At 60.0% G+C, this 14,665-nt stretch carries 11 protein-coding genes; 5 read left to right on the top strand and 6 right to left on the bottom strand.

Annotation, left to right across the window (positions count from 1 at the left end; genetic code table 11):
- Positions 1–16 precede the first annotated feature (16 nt).
- Positions 17–2,083, bottom strand: a complete 2,067-nt coding sequence (ligA, locus tag ACX3VQ_RS12300; RefSeq protein ID WP_462581345.1) for an NAD-dependent DNA ligase LigA — start codon at positions 2,081–2,083, stop codon at positions 17–19.
- Positions 2,084–2,170: 87 nt separating this feature from the next.
- On the opposite strand from ligA, the gene ACX3VQ_RS12295 reads away from it, so the two are divergent.
- A complete protein-coding gene (locus ACX3VQ_RS12295) occupies positions 2,171–2,656 on the top strand; it encodes a DUF2165 family protein (RefSeq protein WP_462572377.1) in 486 nt (161 codons plus the stop codon).
- A gap of 903 nt (positions 2,657–3,559) precedes the next feature.
- On the opposite strand, the gene recN is transcribed toward ACX3VQ_RS12295, so the two are convergent.
- Positions 3,560–5,224, bottom strand: a complete 1,665-nt coding sequence (gene recN, locus ACX3VQ_RS12290; protein ID WP_462581344.1) for a DNA repair protein RecN — start codon at positions 5,222–5,224, stop codon at positions 3,560–3,562.
- Positions 5,225–5,324: 100 nt separating this feature from the next.
- Positions 5,325–6,140, bottom strand: a complete 816-nt coding sequence (locus tag ACX3VQ_RS12285; RefSeq protein ID WP_462572380.1) for an outer membrane protein assembly factor BamD — start codon at positions 6,138–6,140, stop codon at positions 5,325–5,327.
- 207 nt (positions 6,141–6,347) lie between these two features.
- Between ACX3VQ_RS12285 and ACX3VQ_RS12280 the strand changes: the two genes are divergently transcribed.
- The 4 genes from ACX3VQ_RS12280 to ACX3VQ_RS12265 all read left to right on the top strand — a co-directional run bounded on the left by ACX3VQ_RS12280 (position 6,348) and on the right by ACX3VQ_RS12265 (position 9,435).
- Positions 6,348–6,518 carry a Flp family type IVb pilin gene (locus ACX3VQ_RS12280; RefSeq protein WP_462572381.1) on the top strand — a complete coding sequence of 57 codons (171 nt, stop codon included), beginning with the start codon at positions 6,348–6,350 and terminating at the stop codon, positions 6,516–6,518.
- Positions 6,519–6,607: 89 nt separating this feature from the next.
- The gene (locus ACX3VQ_RS12275) at positions 6,608–7,522 is read left to right on the top strand and encodes a hypothetical protein (protein ID WP_462581343.1); all 915 of its coding nucleotides are present in this window, start codon (positions 6,608–6,610) and stop codon (positions 7,520–7,522) included.
- Between the two features lie 337 nt (positions 7,523–7,859).
- A complete protein-coding gene (dcm, locus tag ACX3VQ_RS12270) occupies positions 7,860–8,984 on the top strand; it encodes a DNA (cytosine-5-)-methyltransferase (protein ID WP_462581342.1) in 1,125 nt (374 codons plus the stop codon).
- On the top strand, positions 8,977–9,435 hold the full coding sequence (locus tag ACX3VQ_RS12265; RefSeq protein WP_462581341.1) for a very short patch repair endonuclease: 459 nt from the start codon (positions 8,977–8,979) through the stop codon (positions 9,433–9,435). The genes dcm and ACX3VQ_RS12265 overlap by 8 nt, the downstream gene beginning before the upstream one ends.
- Here ACX3VQ_RS12265 and ACX3VQ_RS12260 read toward each other — a convergent pair.
- The 3 genes from ACX3VQ_RS12260 to ACX3VQ_RS12250 all read right to left on the bottom strand — a co-directional run bounded on the left by ACX3VQ_RS12260 (position 9,432) and on the right by ACX3VQ_RS12250 (position 14,578).
- Entirely contained in the window at positions 9,432–10,292 is an 861-nt protein-coding gene (locus ACX3VQ_RS12260) for a hypothetical protein (RefSeq protein ID WP_462581340.1), read from the bottom strand. The genes ACX3VQ_RS12265 and ACX3VQ_RS12260 overlap by 4 nt on opposite strands.
- Positions 10,293–10,444: 152 nt before the next feature.
- Positions 10,445–12,262, bottom strand: a complete 1,818-nt coding sequence (gene lepA, locus ACX3VQ_RS12255; protein ID WP_462581339.1) for a translation elongation factor 4 — start codon at positions 12,260–12,262, stop codon at positions 10,445–10,447.
- 84 nt (positions 12,263–12,346) lie between these two features.
- Positions 12,347–14,578, bottom strand: a complete 2,232-nt coding sequence (locus ACX3VQ_RS12250) for an EAL domain-containing protein (RefSeq protein ID WP_462572386.1) — start codon at positions 14,576–14,578, stop codon at positions 12,347–12,349.
- Positions 14,579–14,665 lie beyond the last annotated feature (87 nt).

Genomic DNA, 14,665 nt, shown 5'->3' with positions numbered 1-14,665 from the left:
TGGCGATGCGATCGCCCTACCCCGCCTGCGCCACGATTTGCGCCCAGCCCGCCTCGTCGATCACTTCGATCCCCAGTTCGGCCGCCTTCTTGAGCTTGCTGCCCGCCCCCGGCCCGGCCACCACCAGATCGGTTTTGGCGCTGACCGATCCCGCTGCCTTCGCGCCAAGCCGTTCGGCCTGCGCCTTGGCCTCGTCGCGGCTCATGGTTTCGAGCTTGCCGGTGAACACCACGGTCTTCCCCGCCACGGGAGAATCGAGCGTTTCCACGACATAGGGCGGCGGACTGACAAGGCGCAGCAGGTCTTCCCACACCGCGACATTGTGCGGCTCATGGAAGAAATCGCCCAGCGCCTCGACTACCGCGCCGCCGACACCATCGATCGAGGTGATCTCGGCCAGCGCTTCATCGTCACCCTCGCGCGCACTTTCCGCGGCGGCACGCAACGCGGGCAGCTCGTGGAAATTCTTCATCAGATCGCGCGCGGTCACTTCGCCGACGTGGCGGATGCCCAGCCCGAACAGCAGCCGCGCAGCATCGGGTTCGCGCTTGTTATCCACAGAAGCCAACAGATTATCCACAGACTTGTCCTGCCAGCCCTCCAGCGCAAGGATCTCCTCGCGGCGGTCCTTCAACCGGAAGATATCGGCCGGGCTCTCAAGCCAGCCTTTGTGGAAGAACTGGTCGATGGTTTTCTCGCCCAACCCCTCGATGTCCAGCGCCTTACGGCTGACGAAATGCTTGAGCCGCTCGGTCCGCTGCGCCGGGCAGATCAGCCCGCCGGTGCAGCGCACGTCAACCTCGCCCTCTTCCGCCACCGCCTCGCTGCCGCATTCGGGGCAGTGATCGGGGAACAGGAAGGGCGCACGCTCTGCATCCGGGGTAAGGTTGCGCACTACCTGCGGGATGACGTCGCCCGCGCGCTGGACCAGCACCCGGTCGCCGGGGCGCACGACCAGTCGCGCGATCTCGTCGCGATTGTGGAGCGTGACATTGGTCACCGTAACCCCGCCCACCATCACCGGGGCGAGCCGCCCGACGGGGGTAAGCTTGCCGGTTCGCCCCACCTGGATATCGATGGCTTCCAGCGTGGTTTCAGCCTGTTCGGCGGGGAATTTATGCGCCAGTGCCCAGCGCGGCGCCTTGGCCACGAAGCCGAGCCGCGCCTGCCAGTCGAGCCGGTCAACCTTGTAGACCACGCCGTCAATTTCATAGGGCAGATCGGGCCGCTTGCGGCCAATCTCCGCATAATGCGCCAGCATGGCATCGACTTCACTGACCACCGCCAGGAAGGGCGAGACGGGAAAGCCCCAGCTCTCGATGCGCCGCATCACCTCGTGCTGCGTCTTGCCGGGCACTTGCGAGGCGGCGCCCCAGCCATAGGCCCAGAAGCGCAAGGGCCGCTGAGCGGTGACACCGGCATCCTTCTGCCGCAGCGATCCCGCCGCCGCGTTGCGGGGATTGGCGAACAACTTGCCGCCCGCCTCCTGCTGTGCAGCATTTAGCGCAGCAAAGTCCTGTTTGGACATGTAAACTTCGCCGCGCACCTCGAACACATCAGGCACACCTTCGCCCGCCAATTGCTGCGGAATGTCGGCGATATGCCGCACATTGGCGGTCACATCCTCGCCCACCTGCCCGTCACCGCGCGTCGCCGCGCGCACCAGCTTTCCGCGCTCATAGCGCAGCGAACAGGACAGGCCGTCAATCTTGTCTTCGGCAGTAATCGCCACCGGCTCGCTTTCGGGCAGCGACAGGAACCGCCGCACCCGCGCCACCCAATCGCGCACTTCATCAGCGGCGAAGGCATTGTCGAGGCTCATCATGCGAACCTCGTGCGTCACCTTGCTCAAGGGCGAAGAGGCCACCGCATGGCCAACCTTCCGGGACGGCGAATCCTCCCGCACCAGATGCGGGAACGCCGCCTCCAGCTCGGCATTGCGGCGCACCAGCGCATCATATTCCGGGTCGCTGATCTCGGGGGAATCTTCGGCGTGATATAGGCGGTCGTGATGCGCGATTGCCTTGGCCAGCCGCATCAGCTCGTTCGCGGCTTCAGCTTCGGAGATTTGCTCGATTCCCATGGATTACGCTATGCATGAGACGTTGCGCGGGGAAAAGCCCGCGCCATCGGGTCGCACCGGGTCATTTGGCTTTTGAGGGGGATACCGATGATCGACCGCGTTCTGAAATCCGTAATCACCGCAAGCGTTGCCTTGATGGCGCTGCTCTATGTTGCGCACAATTTCGCAAATTTGCAGCAGGCCTTCGACTTCTTCATCTACACCACCAGCCACGCCGATCAGGAAGCCTATCCGGTCACACTGTTGCCGGTTCCGCCAAAATTCCTGATCGTGATAGCTATGGTCTTGGTATTCTCGCTGGAGCTGGTGGCAGGAATTGGCGGCCTGTTCGGCGCATGGAAGCTGTGGTCGCTGCGAGCGGCCGATGCCGCCGATTTCGAGGCAGGCAAGAAATGGGCGAAGATCGCCATGGGCGCCGCGGTGGTGAACTGGTGGGGACTGTTTCAGGGTGTGGCCATCGCCGGATATCAACTATGGCAAATGCCATTGGGCCAGGGCCCGTTCGATGGCTCATGGATATATGGCGCAATGGCCATGATGACGCTGATTTATCTGAGTATGCGCGAGGACTAGGTCCGAAAATGGGTGGAAAGCTGACGTTGGGCTATTCATCTTGCCAAGCCAACCTTCATTTCCGCATCAAACATTTGCGATTGCAAAACGAAAAAAAGAAGAGCAATCAGCCACCGATTAGTGGGTCGATGTTCCGAATTGATGCTCTGGGTATCTTGACGTTTGGGGGGTCGGCATGCTCGTATCTCGCTTTGCTCTGGCAACACTGTTCACGGTCTTTGCGCTATCTATTTCTGTAGCCGCACAAACAGTGGTCCCTCCGGAATTTAAGGTTTTAAAGCCTGGCCCTGTAATACCAACGGGACCGGATAATTTCCAACTCACTGGCTCCTTTAGCGTGAGTAGAGGCACGGATGCTCGACCGCTGGAGGAAAGATCATTTGGGTCAGGTGGAGCATGCATCTATGCTGACTTGGCTGCGGTAGGGGCGCCTGAGCTTTCCTGCACAAACAACTCCCAATGCACCAAGGCGTTTGCTGAGTTTCATGAAGCGAACTTGGGAAATCCAAGTTACGACGCCGCTTCATTCAACGGCTCGTCTGGTCAATGTATTGCTAATAGATGCTGGTTCCGCCCTGGCGCTCGTCTCTGCACCAGAATGATTCCTCCAAGTTCTTTTGCGCTAGGTCATCACAAATTTGGTCCATTTAACCTTGACCACGTGGCAAAATTTTTCGGCGAAGATGCAAAGATCGATTGGCGCGTCGTAACCTGTTCCAATCGCGCGCAAGAAAATGGAAGAGACGATACGTCATGCGCAACGGGCGAGGGGATCTATAACCCACCTTCGAATGCGAAGGCCACTGATTGGGAAGAGGTGGTGCGATACCCCAACGGAGCCTGACTAAAAATCGAAGCTCAACCGAAATGTCCACAATTGGATCGATTGCCAACATTCAGTGCCTAAACACCCTCCAGCAGCCGGTCCGCCTGTGCGCGCGCCTCGGGCGTGACCTCTGCGCCGCTGAGCATCCGCGCGATCTCTTCCTGACGCTCGGCACTGTCGAGCAGCGCCACACTGGTCTTCGTCACCGTGCCGCTGGATGACTTGGCGATCAGGTAATGCGTATTTCCGCGCGCCGCGACTTGCGGACTGTGCGTCACCGCGAGCAATTGCCCACCAGCTGCCAGCCGCGCCAGCCGCTCTCCAATCGCACTCGCCACCGCGCCGCCCACGCCGCGGTCAATCTCGTCGAAGATCACCGTCGCCGCGCCGCCCTGTTCAGCCAATGCCACTTTCAGCGCCAGGATGAAGCGCGACAGCTCGCCGCCTGAGGCGATCTTGTTCAAGGGCGCGAAATCGGCCCCCGGATTGGTGGAAATGAGGAATTCGACGCTGTCGATCCCCGATGCGCCCCATTTGTCCTGTGGCAGCTTGCCGATCGAAGTGAGGAAGCGCGCCGCGTCAAGCTTGAGCGGCGCAAGCTCCGCTGCCACTGCCTTGTCAAGCGCCTTGGCCGCCTTGATCCGCGCCTCGTGCACCGCTTGGGCGAGCGTGCGATAGGCCTCACCTGCTTCGCGCGCGGACATCTCCAGCGCGTCAAGCTCTGCCTCGCCGCCTTCGATCGCGTCGAGCGCGCGGCGCATCTCGCGCATCTTGTGCGGCAGTTCATCGACCTCGCAGCGATGCTTGCGTGCCAGCGCGCGCAGCTCGAACAGCCGCGTTTCGGCAGCATCGAGCGCGGCGGGATCATGCACCAGCGCCTCGGCAGCGGCGCCAAGCTTGTCTTCGGCCTCGCCCGCCTCCACCAATGCGCGGTCAAGCGCCGCAAGCGCCTCGGCCAGCAGCGGGTGTTCGCCCGCAATCCGGTCAAGCCGCCGCGCCGCGACCCGCAAGCTGGCCAGCGGCGAATCCGATCCGTCCCAGATGTGGCGCAGCTCTTCCAGGTCGCCGCTAAGCCTTTCGCCCTTCTGCATCGCTGAGCGGGTTTCAGCGAGGCGCGCTTCCTCGCCCGCTTGCGGTTCAAGCGCGGTCAGTTCGGCAAGGTGGGCGATCAACAGGTCCTGATCGGCCTTGGCCTGCTCCACTTCCGCGCGCGCCTCTGCCAGCCGGTCTTCAGCTGCACGCCAGTCTCGCCAGGCACTGCCCAGCCCTTCCGTATCGGTGCCGGCATAACGATCGAGCAGCGCCCGATGGCCGCGCGGGTTGACCAGCCCCCGATCGTCATGCTGGCCGTGCAGTTCAACCAGCGCACCCGAAATCTCGCGCAGCAGCGCCACGCCCACCGGCTGGTCGTTAATGAATGCCTTGCTGCCGCCATCTGCCTTGAGCTGGCGCCGGATGATCAGCGGCTCGCCTGTCTCGATCTCGATATCGGCATCTTCAAGCGTGTCGGCCACCGGGCCAGGCAATTTGGCGAACTCGAAACTGGCGCTGACGCTCGCCTTGCTTTCACCGCCGCGCACCAGCGCGCTGTCGGCCCGGTCGCCCAGCACGAGCCCCAGCGCATCGAGCAAGATCGACTTGCCCGCGCCTGTCTCACCCGTAAGCACGCCCAGCCCGCGCCCGAAATCCAGGTCAAGCGCTTCGATAAGCACGATGTTGCGGATCGAAAGCCGGGTCAGCATCACAGCTGGTGTTAGCGCATGGCGCAGCGCCAGTCACCGCCCATGGCAAAGCTTAGATGTGGAATTGTGCGCCGAGCGCAGGCGGCGTGTAATGCGCGGCTCAGCTGGCCGTGACACCAGGGGCGTGCTTGCCGATCAGCTTGTAGGCCTTTTCATACCATTTGCTGCCGGGATAATTCGCCCCCAGCACAGCGGCATATTTCACCGCTTCGTTAGGCACGCCCAGCGCCAGGCTGCTTTCCGTCAGGCGAAACAGCGCTTCGGGCGTATGGCTGGTGGTGTCGAATTCCTCGATCACATTCTGAAAGCGCAGTTGCGCCGCCAGCATCAGGCCCGATTTCTGGTATAAGCGCCCGATCTCCATTTCCTTGCCGGCCAGGTGATCGTTCACCAGGTCAAGCTTGAGCCGCGCATCGGCGGCATATTGCGTGGTGGGAAAGCGCCGGTCGACCTCGCGCAGCGCGGTGCGCGCCTGCTCGGTAATCTTCTGGTCGCGCTGCACATCGCTGATCTGTTCGTAATAGCTCAGCGCCACCAGATAATAGGCATAGGGCGCGTCCTTGTTGCCCGGGTGGATCGACAGGAAGCGCTGCGCGCTCTGGATCGCGGCGTTGTAATCCTGCGCGACGTAATAGCTGAACGCGCTCATCAGCTGCGCCCGGCGCGCCCAGGGCGAATAGGGGTGCTGGCGCTCCACCTCGTCAAACAGCGCCGCCGCAAGCTTGGTATTGCCGCGATCAAGGCGCCGCTTGGCCTCCCAGTAAAGCGATTCCACATCCCGCGCGACATAGGCCACATCTTCGTTTGCAGAGCCCGCCCCGCCCCCGCATCCGGCGGTCAGCAGGGTGGTAGCGGCCATCGCGGCTGCGATAATGGGCTTGGGAGTGAAGGCGATCACGCGCGAAATCCTCGTCATGGGAAGAGCCTATAGCCAGCACCCGGCTGAACGCCAAGTGAAGTTCTGCGCATATTCCGCAGCCTTGGCCCCTGCCCGCCGGTTTATGCCTTCGATCAGGTTAACCAGCCTCGCAACATCGCGTGTTAACCGCCCCTCGCCATGATGGTTGCAACAAGAGCCCTGCGTCCGGGTCGCATCGGACGTTAATGCAACTGGAGTGGAGCGATGCTGCACGCAATCTGGAATGACGACACGGGTGCCACCGCGATCGAATACGGCCTGATCGCGGCGCTGATTGCGGTTGCGATCATCGTGGCGCTGGAAACCACCGGCAACGAGATCTCGGCCACGATGACCACGGTCAGCGACACGATGGCGTCCAGCAACACGGTCTGACCAGCCCGCCCCCGCGCCAGACGAGCCGCCTGGCCGCGCCCACGCCCGCGCATTTTCCTACTTGGCGAATTTGTGCTCCACGCTCGCGAATGACGAGACGTGCCGATCCCCGCGCCGCCCGCTTGCCCGTGCCCACCGGCGAGCTGCCCCCATTTGCCCCTGTCCCGCGCCAGACGAGCCGCCATGACGGCTGGACCGAAGCGCGCCAGCGCGCCTTTATCGAGGCGCTGGCCGATACCGGCTCGGTCGCCGCCGCCTGCAAGGCGGTGAACATGAGCACCGTCGGCGCCTATTACCTGCGCCGCCAGCCCGGTGCGGAAAGCTTTCGCGCCGCGTGGGAGGCCGCGCTGCAGCTGGGCGTGCAGCGGATCGAGGACGTGGCGATGGAGCGCGCGCTCAACGGCGTCGATGTGCCGGTCTATTCCTATGGCAAGCTCGTCGGCATGCGCACCAGCTATAATGACCGGCTGCTGATGTTCATGCTCAGGAACCGCGCGCCGGATCGCTTTGCGGATGGGCGGGCCAAGGTCATGAACGCGCTCGACCGCGCACAGCTCAAACGGCTGAAGAAACAGTGGCGCAAGGAGTGGGAGGCCCAGCTGCCGCAGCGGCAGGTGGAGGATGCAGCGCAGGCCCGCAAGTCCATCGCCGAGAAACTGGAGCGATTGCGCCAAACCGTCCTCGCGCAGAGGGCGCGCGAGTGGGAACTTCTGTCAGGCGAGGCCAGGGCCGCGCATGCGGAATATGAGCGGCTGCGGGAAAGGGATTTGCGCGCGCTGGGCCTGCCCGGAAGTGCTGATACGCAGCCGCAGGCTGCCAAAGGGCGACCGCCCGTCGCGCCTTATGGCGCGCAGCCAAGCGAGCCGGATGGCTCGCGCCCGGCGCTTGAGGGGCCAGACAAACAAAATCGCGAATATATCGAATATTCCAAACCGCCCGCGCCGAAGCCCCCGCCCGAGCCATGGGACGGGATCAGGCGGCTCAAGGATGAGGGGTGGGAGTGACCATTTTCCTCTCCCCTCGTGGGAGAGGAAGGAGCGCCGCAGGCGCGGAAGGTGAGGGGGCCAACAAGAATTCGCCGCGAAGCGGCGCCCCCTCGCCCTAACCCTCTCCTACAAGGGGGGGTGGGGGTGGAGCCTTACTTATTGAGTAAACTGGCCCCGGAATTCTTGCCCGGAATTTCTATCCCCAGAATCAATATCTACTGGCCCCGGAGTTCCTGAGTTCCGCGAGCGAGAGGGAGTGACCACACACCAACGTGGAAAAACAACCGAAACGGATGTGAATCGATCGCAAAGTGTTGCAAGAGACCGGTACGGAACATAACGTGTCCGACTATTCATGCGCAGCGAGGTCGTTATGCTCCTTCAAGAAGCCTTAAAGATCGACAAGCCAGAACCGGCCGAGCAACCGGAATTCACATTTATCGATCTCTTTGCCGGAATTGGAGGAATGCGCATTCCTTTCGACGAGCTCGGCGGAAGATGCGTTTTTTCGTCTGAATGGGACAAATTCGCCCAGGACACCTATGAACTGAATTTCGGGCATCGGCCCGCAGGTGACATAACAAAGATTGCGGCGAGAGATGTCGGAAAGCACGATATCCTGCTTGGTGGCTTTCCTTGCCAGACATTCTCGAATGCGGGTCTGAAGCGCGGTTTTTTCGATACCCGCGGTACAATGTTCTTTGAAATACAGCGAATCCTAGCGGAGTGGCGTCCGAAAATGTTTCTTCTGGAGAACGTGAAGCAGCTACGCGGGCACGAAAAAGGCCGAACTCTACAGACAATTATCTCTATCCTAGAAGGGCGCAGCCCACCCATTCCCGACGACATTCCGATGTCGCTCGAAGCGCGACGATCTTTGTCGAAAAAACTCAACTATTCGGTCGATTTTCAGGTTCTTTCCGCCATCGATTTTGGCGTGCCTCAACGCAGGGAGCGTGTCTACATCGTGGGGTTTGATCGCGACTATTTCAGCGATGTTGATGCCAAGGACGTTTTTGCACGGCTAAAAGGGAAATGTAGTAAAACCCGCCTGGGTGAAGCGTTGGAAGCCGAAGGGGCAAATAGCCTGGCCCGGTACACTATTTCTGACCGGCTTTGGGATGGTTTGATACGTCGCATGGCGCGGCACGAAGCCAAGGGTAACGGCTTTGGCCACAAGGTTTTTGGCTATTATGATCGCTACTGCAACACGATAACATCGCGATACTACAAGGACGGTCGCGAAATACTGATCGATCAATCACATCTCGGATTAAATCCTCGTCGCCTCACACCAAGAGAATGCGCTCGCATACAGGGGTTTCCTGAATGGTTCGATCTGTCCGCCTGCTCAGATACGCAGTTATATAAGCAGTTCGGAAACTCGGTCTCAGTACCGGTCATCCGCTCTATTGCCAATGCGATGATCGAGTTGTCTGGCGAATTGGAAACGGCCAAGCTAAAGGCCGCCGTTGGTTGATATCGTAGATCCGAGAAAGCGCTCGCAAATGATGGCGGGCATCGGGGCAAAGAATACAAAGCCCGAACTGGCTGTCAGAAGAATTCTTCACCGGCTTGGCTATCGGTTTCGACTGCACCGGAAGGACCTTCCAGGCAAGCCCGACATAGTCCTGCCAAAATGGAACGCCGTGATCTTTGTTCATGGCTGTTTCTGGCATGGCCATGAAAACTGCCCGCTATTTCGTTTACCCAATAGCCGAACAGAATTCTGGGCGGAAAAAATTTCCGCCAACAAGCGACGAGATACAAAAGTTCGGGACGCTTACTCGCAAATGGGATGGCGAATAATCGAAGTATGGGAATGTGCCACGAAAGGACAAAGGGCTCTCGCTCCGGAAGACCTAGCAAGCGCTCTGGACGGAACACTCAAGAATATGAATCAGGATATCCAAAAGATTAGAGGTAGTTAGATTGCGTAAAGTGCCAGAACGTCGTCCTCGATCCAGCCTACCGACCTAATGAAATCCGACCGCAGTTTCACTAGATTCGCCAGCCGGTTTTCAAATGATTCAAACTGCCCGTAGTGAACCAGTCTGTGAGAAAGAGGATTAAGGCAGCAGATGTTTTCAGGAACGTCAAGCGAGACATTGAAGCTGTCCTGCAGCTTCATCGGGATCAAATGGTGCGCTTCCATAAAATTCCGTCCGGAAGTTCGTGAAATAAAGGCTGGATATTCTGGAAATAACTCGCATTTAAAGTCGGCCCTTTCTATCGCTTCCAGTGAGAACTTTCGGTTTCGGCCGTATTGATAGACTTCGCTTTTCTGCTTCTCTGGAACTGTGCTGTCGTTCAAATCTGACTGAAAGTCGTCCTCTTCGGGCTCAAGATTGTTATTCCGTTCTTCGAGATCGAGCGTGTTAGAGTTTATCTTATCAAGTAGGTCAGGACTCATTTCACAAAGCCACAAACTTTCTCCCCTTTCGAAGACACCCCAGTACCAGCCGGGATCGGGCTTGAATTGATCGACTCGCAAGTAGAGCCGGAGCTCTCTTGGTTTATTAGTCTTGTATGAAGTGGTTAGAAAAATGGACTTTCCTGACGGGAAGAGTCGATATTCGAGATTGGGGTCAATCCCGAGCGCTTCGATTGCTGCGATGCTGCCGTGTCGCTTATCTAGCTCTGATCCCAGAAAGTCTTCTACAAGATCCTGCTCCGGCCCAACGAATGTGATCTGCGACTTGTTGTATTCGTCGTTGGTTACAACCGAGTATGCACCCCTGCTCGCACCAAAAAACCGTTCCATCGCTTGAGTGAATTGTTCGCTCAATTATTCCTCCCCCATCCTCAGCGCAGCAATGAATGCTTCTTGCGGGATCGACACATTGCCATATTCCCGCATCCGTGTGGTCGGGAAAACAGTCCCCCGGACTGTTTTCTAATCCTCCCACATTACCCTCATTCTGCTTTGATGAGGGAAAGCTATTCCTCGCCCATTCTCAAGGCAGCTATAAAGGCTTCCTGTGGAATAGATACGTTACCGTATTCTCTCATTCTAGCTTTCCCGCGTTTCTGCTTTTCCAGCAGCTTTTTCTTGCGGGTGATGTCGCCGCCATAGCATTTCGCGGTCACGTCCTTGCGCAGCGCGGCGATGGTTTCGCGGGCGATGATCTTGCCGCCGATCGCGGCCTGGATCGGGATCTTGAACAGGTGCCGCGGGATCAGGTCTTTCAGCCGCTCGCACATGCCGCGCCCGCGCTCTTCCGCCACGCCCGCGTGCACGATCAGGCTCAGCGCGTCGACCGGCTCGTTATTGACCAGGATGTTCATCTTCACCAGGTCGCCCTCGCGCATGCCGATCTGCTCGTAATCGAAGCTGGCATAGCCTCTGGAGATGCTCTTCAACCGGTCATAGAAATCGAACACTACCTCGTTCAGCGGCAGCTCGTAGGTCACCTGCGCGCGCCCGCCCACATATGTCAGGTCGGTCTGGATGCCGCGCCGGTCCTGGCACAGCTTCAGGATCGCGCCGAGATATTCATCCGGCGTGTAGATCACCGCCTTGATCCACGGCTCTTCGATCACATCGATCCGGTTGACATCGGGCCAGTCCGCCGGATTGTGGATCTCGATCGTCTTGGCATTCTCGTTCTTCGTATGCGCGAGCTGGAGCCGGTAAACCACGCTGGGCGCGGTGGTGATGAGGTCAAGATCGTATTCGCGGCTTAGCCGTTCCTGGATGATCTCGAGGTGCAGCAGGCCCAGGAAGCCGCAGCGAAAGCCAAAGCCCAGCGCGGCGGAGCTTTCCATCTCGTAGCTGAAGCTGGCATCGTTGAGGCGCAGCTTGCCGATGCTTTCGCGCAGCTTCTCGAAATCCGCCGCGTCGACGGGAAACAGCCCGCAGAACACCACCGGCTGCACTTCCTTATAGCCCTTGAGCGGCTGGGCCGCGCCGTTCTTGACCGTGGTGATGGTGTCGCCCACGCGGGCCTGCTCCACCTCCTTGATCTGCGCGGTGATGAAGCCGATCTCGCCCGGGCCAAGCTCGCCCAGATCGGTGCGCTTGGGGGTGAAGCAGCCGACCCGGTCAACCAGGTGCTGCGTGCCGCCCTGCATGAATTTGACCTGCAGGCCCTTCCTCAGCACCCCGTCAATCACGCGCACCAGGATCACCACGCCCAGGTACGGATCGTACCAGCTGTCAACCAGGCTGGCCTTGAGCGGTGCGTCGCGATCGCCCGTGGGCGGCGGGATGCGGGTGACGATCGCCTCCAGCACATCCTCGATGCCGATGCCGGACTTGGCGCTGGTGAGCACGGCGTTGCTGGCGTCAAGGCCGATGATGTCCTCGATCTCGGCGCGGACCTTGTCAGGCTCGGCGGCGGGCAGGTCGATCTTGTTGATGACAGGCACGATCTCGTGGTCATGCTCGATCGACTGATAGACATTGGCGAGCGTCTGCGCCTCCACCCCCTGTGCGGCATCGACGACGAGGAGCGCGCCCTCGCAGGCGGCAAGGCTGCGGCTGACTTCATAGGCGAAGTCGACGTGGCCGGGCGTGTCCATGAGGTTGAGCTCGTAGGTCTCGCCATCCTTCGCGGTGTAGTTGAGGCGCACGGTCTGCGCCTTGATGGTGATGCCGCGTTCGCGCTCGATATCCATGTTGTCGAGCACCTGCTCGCTCATCTCGCGCGCGGTCAGCCCGCCGGTGAACTGGATCAGCCGGTCAGCCAGGGTCGATTTGCCATGATCGATATGCGCAATAATCGAAAAATTGCGGATTTTTGAAAGGTCAGTCATTTCCCGCGCCCTTAGCGGCAAGCGTGGTGACTGTCAGCCACTATAATCGCGCATCAATCCGGCGCGGTCACGCCATCCCGCCTATCAGGCCGCGTCGGAATACCCCACTGGCGCATAGCTGAATTTGGGAATGCTGGTTGGCGAATTGAGCCCGCCGCCCTGCATGGTCTTGTAATCGCCGGGCGCCAGCGCAGAAAGCGGCGCACCGGCAGCGGCGAGCTCGTAGGGCGAGACACGATACCGCGTGCACAGGCCGCCCGCACCGTCATCCACCAGCGGGTTCTCGAATTCCAGCCCCTGGGTATCCCCCGCGCTGCGCACGACTGTGGCCACGGCCAACTGCCCCCCGCCCAGGTCAACCACAAACTGCGTGCCATTCGGCACATCGGCCAAGCCCTGGATCAACGCGCCCGAACGCGAGAGATTGCGCAGCGTTACTTCGTAGGAATAGTCTTCATGGATGACCTGGATCTTGCGCAGCACGGTGCGGCGGCGCGCGCGCGCCAGATGGTCTGCGCTCGGCTCGATGGACCATGCCCCGCCGCTCGCCAATTGCTTGTGCACATCGTCGATGCGGACAGCTTCGGAATAGAGCGGCCCCTGGACACAGCCCACGCCGCTATCCTTCAGCGCGTTGTGCTGCGCCAGGGTTTCAACGCCGCAAGCGATCGTCGTCATGTTGAGCGCACGGGCAAGTGCGGCCACGGCAACCATCAGCCCGTGTTCGCGGCTGCCACGTTCGAGACCGGGGGTACAGATTGCTTCGCCGATCTTGATACTGTCAAACGGCGCGCGGCGCAGGTAGCTGAGCGAAGAATATCCGGTGCCGAATTCATCAAGCGTCAAGCGCACGCCGAGCTTGAACAGCTGCCCCAGCGTCTTGTCCACCACATTGGTGTCACCAAAGAAAACCGATTCATTCACTTCGAGTTCGAGCCGCGAGGGATCGAGATCCGATTTTGTCAGCGCATCGCGAATGCTCTCCACAAAGCCACTCGACATGAATTGCTTTACCGGCACATTCACCGTTACTCGCAAAGTTGCGGGCCACTCGCTTGCTTCGGCGCAGGCGCGTGCAATCGCCCATTCGCCTACCTCGATCAGCTGAGGGGAGTTTTCCACGATCGACTGGAATTCTTCCGCATCGATCTCGCCGCGTTGCGAATGGCTCCAGCAAACCTGTGCTTCCAGCCCGACAACCTTGTGGGTCTCGACCGACAGAATCGGCTGATACTGCATGAACAGCTGGCCTTCACGCACCGCTTCGAGCAGGTCACCCTCAAGCCGGCGGCGGAAGATCGCTTCATTGGCGAGGTCGCCCGAATAGAAGCGGAATTGCCCGCGGCCGCCGTTTTTGGCGGCGTAAAGCGCAAGATCGGCAGAACGATTGATCTCTTCACGGGTCACCCCGTCATGCGGAGCAACCGCGACGCCAATGGAGGCACCGATGACACAGCGCCCTTCGTCGAGCGAATATGGCTGCGTGAGCATGGCAATGATCTTCGAGGCGATTTCGCCCAGCTCGCCGCGGTCATCCATGTCGGGCAGCATGATCTGAAACTCGTCACCGCCCAACCGGCCGATCTCGCAATCCCTGTCGACCGCTCTTTTGAGCCGGCTTGCGACCTGCCTCAGCAATTCGTCGCCCGCCGCATGGCCCAAAGTGTCATTGACCTGCTTGAAGCGGTCGAGGTCCATCATCATGATGGCACAATTGCGCTTGGCAGCGCGAAACGCGGTAAGTGTCGTCTCGATCGAATGCGACATGCGGTGGCGATTCGACAGGCCGGTTAGCGAATCGAAGCGGGCCAGACGTGCGGTTTCTTCCTCACGGTGGTATTCTTCTGTAATATCAGCGCCGGTGCCCCGGAAGCCGAGGAAAACACCCGAATCGGAACTTGCCGGACGTCCCGACAACCGGATGACGACCTCACGATTGCCATCGGACGGCGCGACCGCAAAGCCGGAGAAGGGCTTGCGTGCACCCATCTTGAGCGACAGCGACTGGGTACGCCCGTCGCCATCCTTGGATTCGAATACCGATACAAGCGGTTGGCCGATAAATTCCTCAAGCGGCAATCCGATCCGTTCGGCAATTGCCTCGCTGACGTAGGTCAGGTTTCCTGCTGCATCGGTCGACCAGAACCAGCCGAGGCCGGAACGTTCGAGTTCGACCAGCATGGTGAGCTTCTCGGTATCGCCGAGCGCAATCGAGCCAGTATGGCCCGACGCAATGGAGGGAGCATCCTTGCCGCCAAGACCCATCGCGGCGAGAACACCGTTTTTCCTAATCGACAGGAGACCCTTCAAGGCCACGCAGCCGCTCTCCTTTCATCACTGCAAACTGGCCGGATTGGCCACCTACGAAGCTGTAAAGCCGGTTGGTTATTTTTGTCCTAATGG

It is taken from the genome of Altererythrobacter chaiwopuensis (assembly GCF_054957735.1).
Note: the sequence above shows the minus strand (reverse complement) of the source record. Positions and strands in the feature narration are given on the sequence as shown.

What these genes read in the sequence shown, in the direction of transcription:
- ligA (WP_462581345.1), bottom strand. Translation starts at nt 2,083, where the DNA reads ATGGGAATCGAGCAAATCTCCGAAGCTGAAGCCGCGAACGAGCTGATG.
- ACX3VQ_RS12295 (WP_462572377.1), top strand. Translation starts at nt 2,171, where the DNA reads ATGATCGACCGCGTTCTGAAATCCGTAATCACCGCAAGCGTTGCCTTG.
- recN (WP_462581344.1), bottom strand. Translation starts at nt 5,224, where the DNA reads ATGCTGACCCGGCTTTCGATCCGCAACATCGTGCTTATCGAAGCGCTT.
- ACX3VQ_RS12285 (WP_462572380.1), bottom strand. Translation starts at nt 6,140, where the DNA reads ATGACGAGGATTTCGCGCGTGATCGCCTTCACTCCCAAGCCCATTATC.
- ACX3VQ_RS12280 (WP_462572381.1), top strand. Translation starts at nt 6,348, where the DNA reads ATGCTGCACGCAATCTGGAATGACGACACGGGTGCCACCGCGATCGAA.
- ACX3VQ_RS12275 (WP_462581343.1), top strand. Translation starts at nt 6,608, where the DNA reads ATGACGAGACGTGCCGATCCCCGCGCCGCCCGCTTGCCCGTGCCCACC.
- dcm (WP_462581342.1), top strand. Translation starts at nt 7,860, where the DNA reads ATGCGCAGCGAGGTCGTTATGCTCCTTCAAGAAGCCTTAAAGATCGAC.
- lepA (WP_462581339.1), bottom strand. Translation starts at nt 12,262, where the DNA reads ATGACTGACCTTTCAAAAATCCGCAATTTTTCGATTATTGCGCATATC.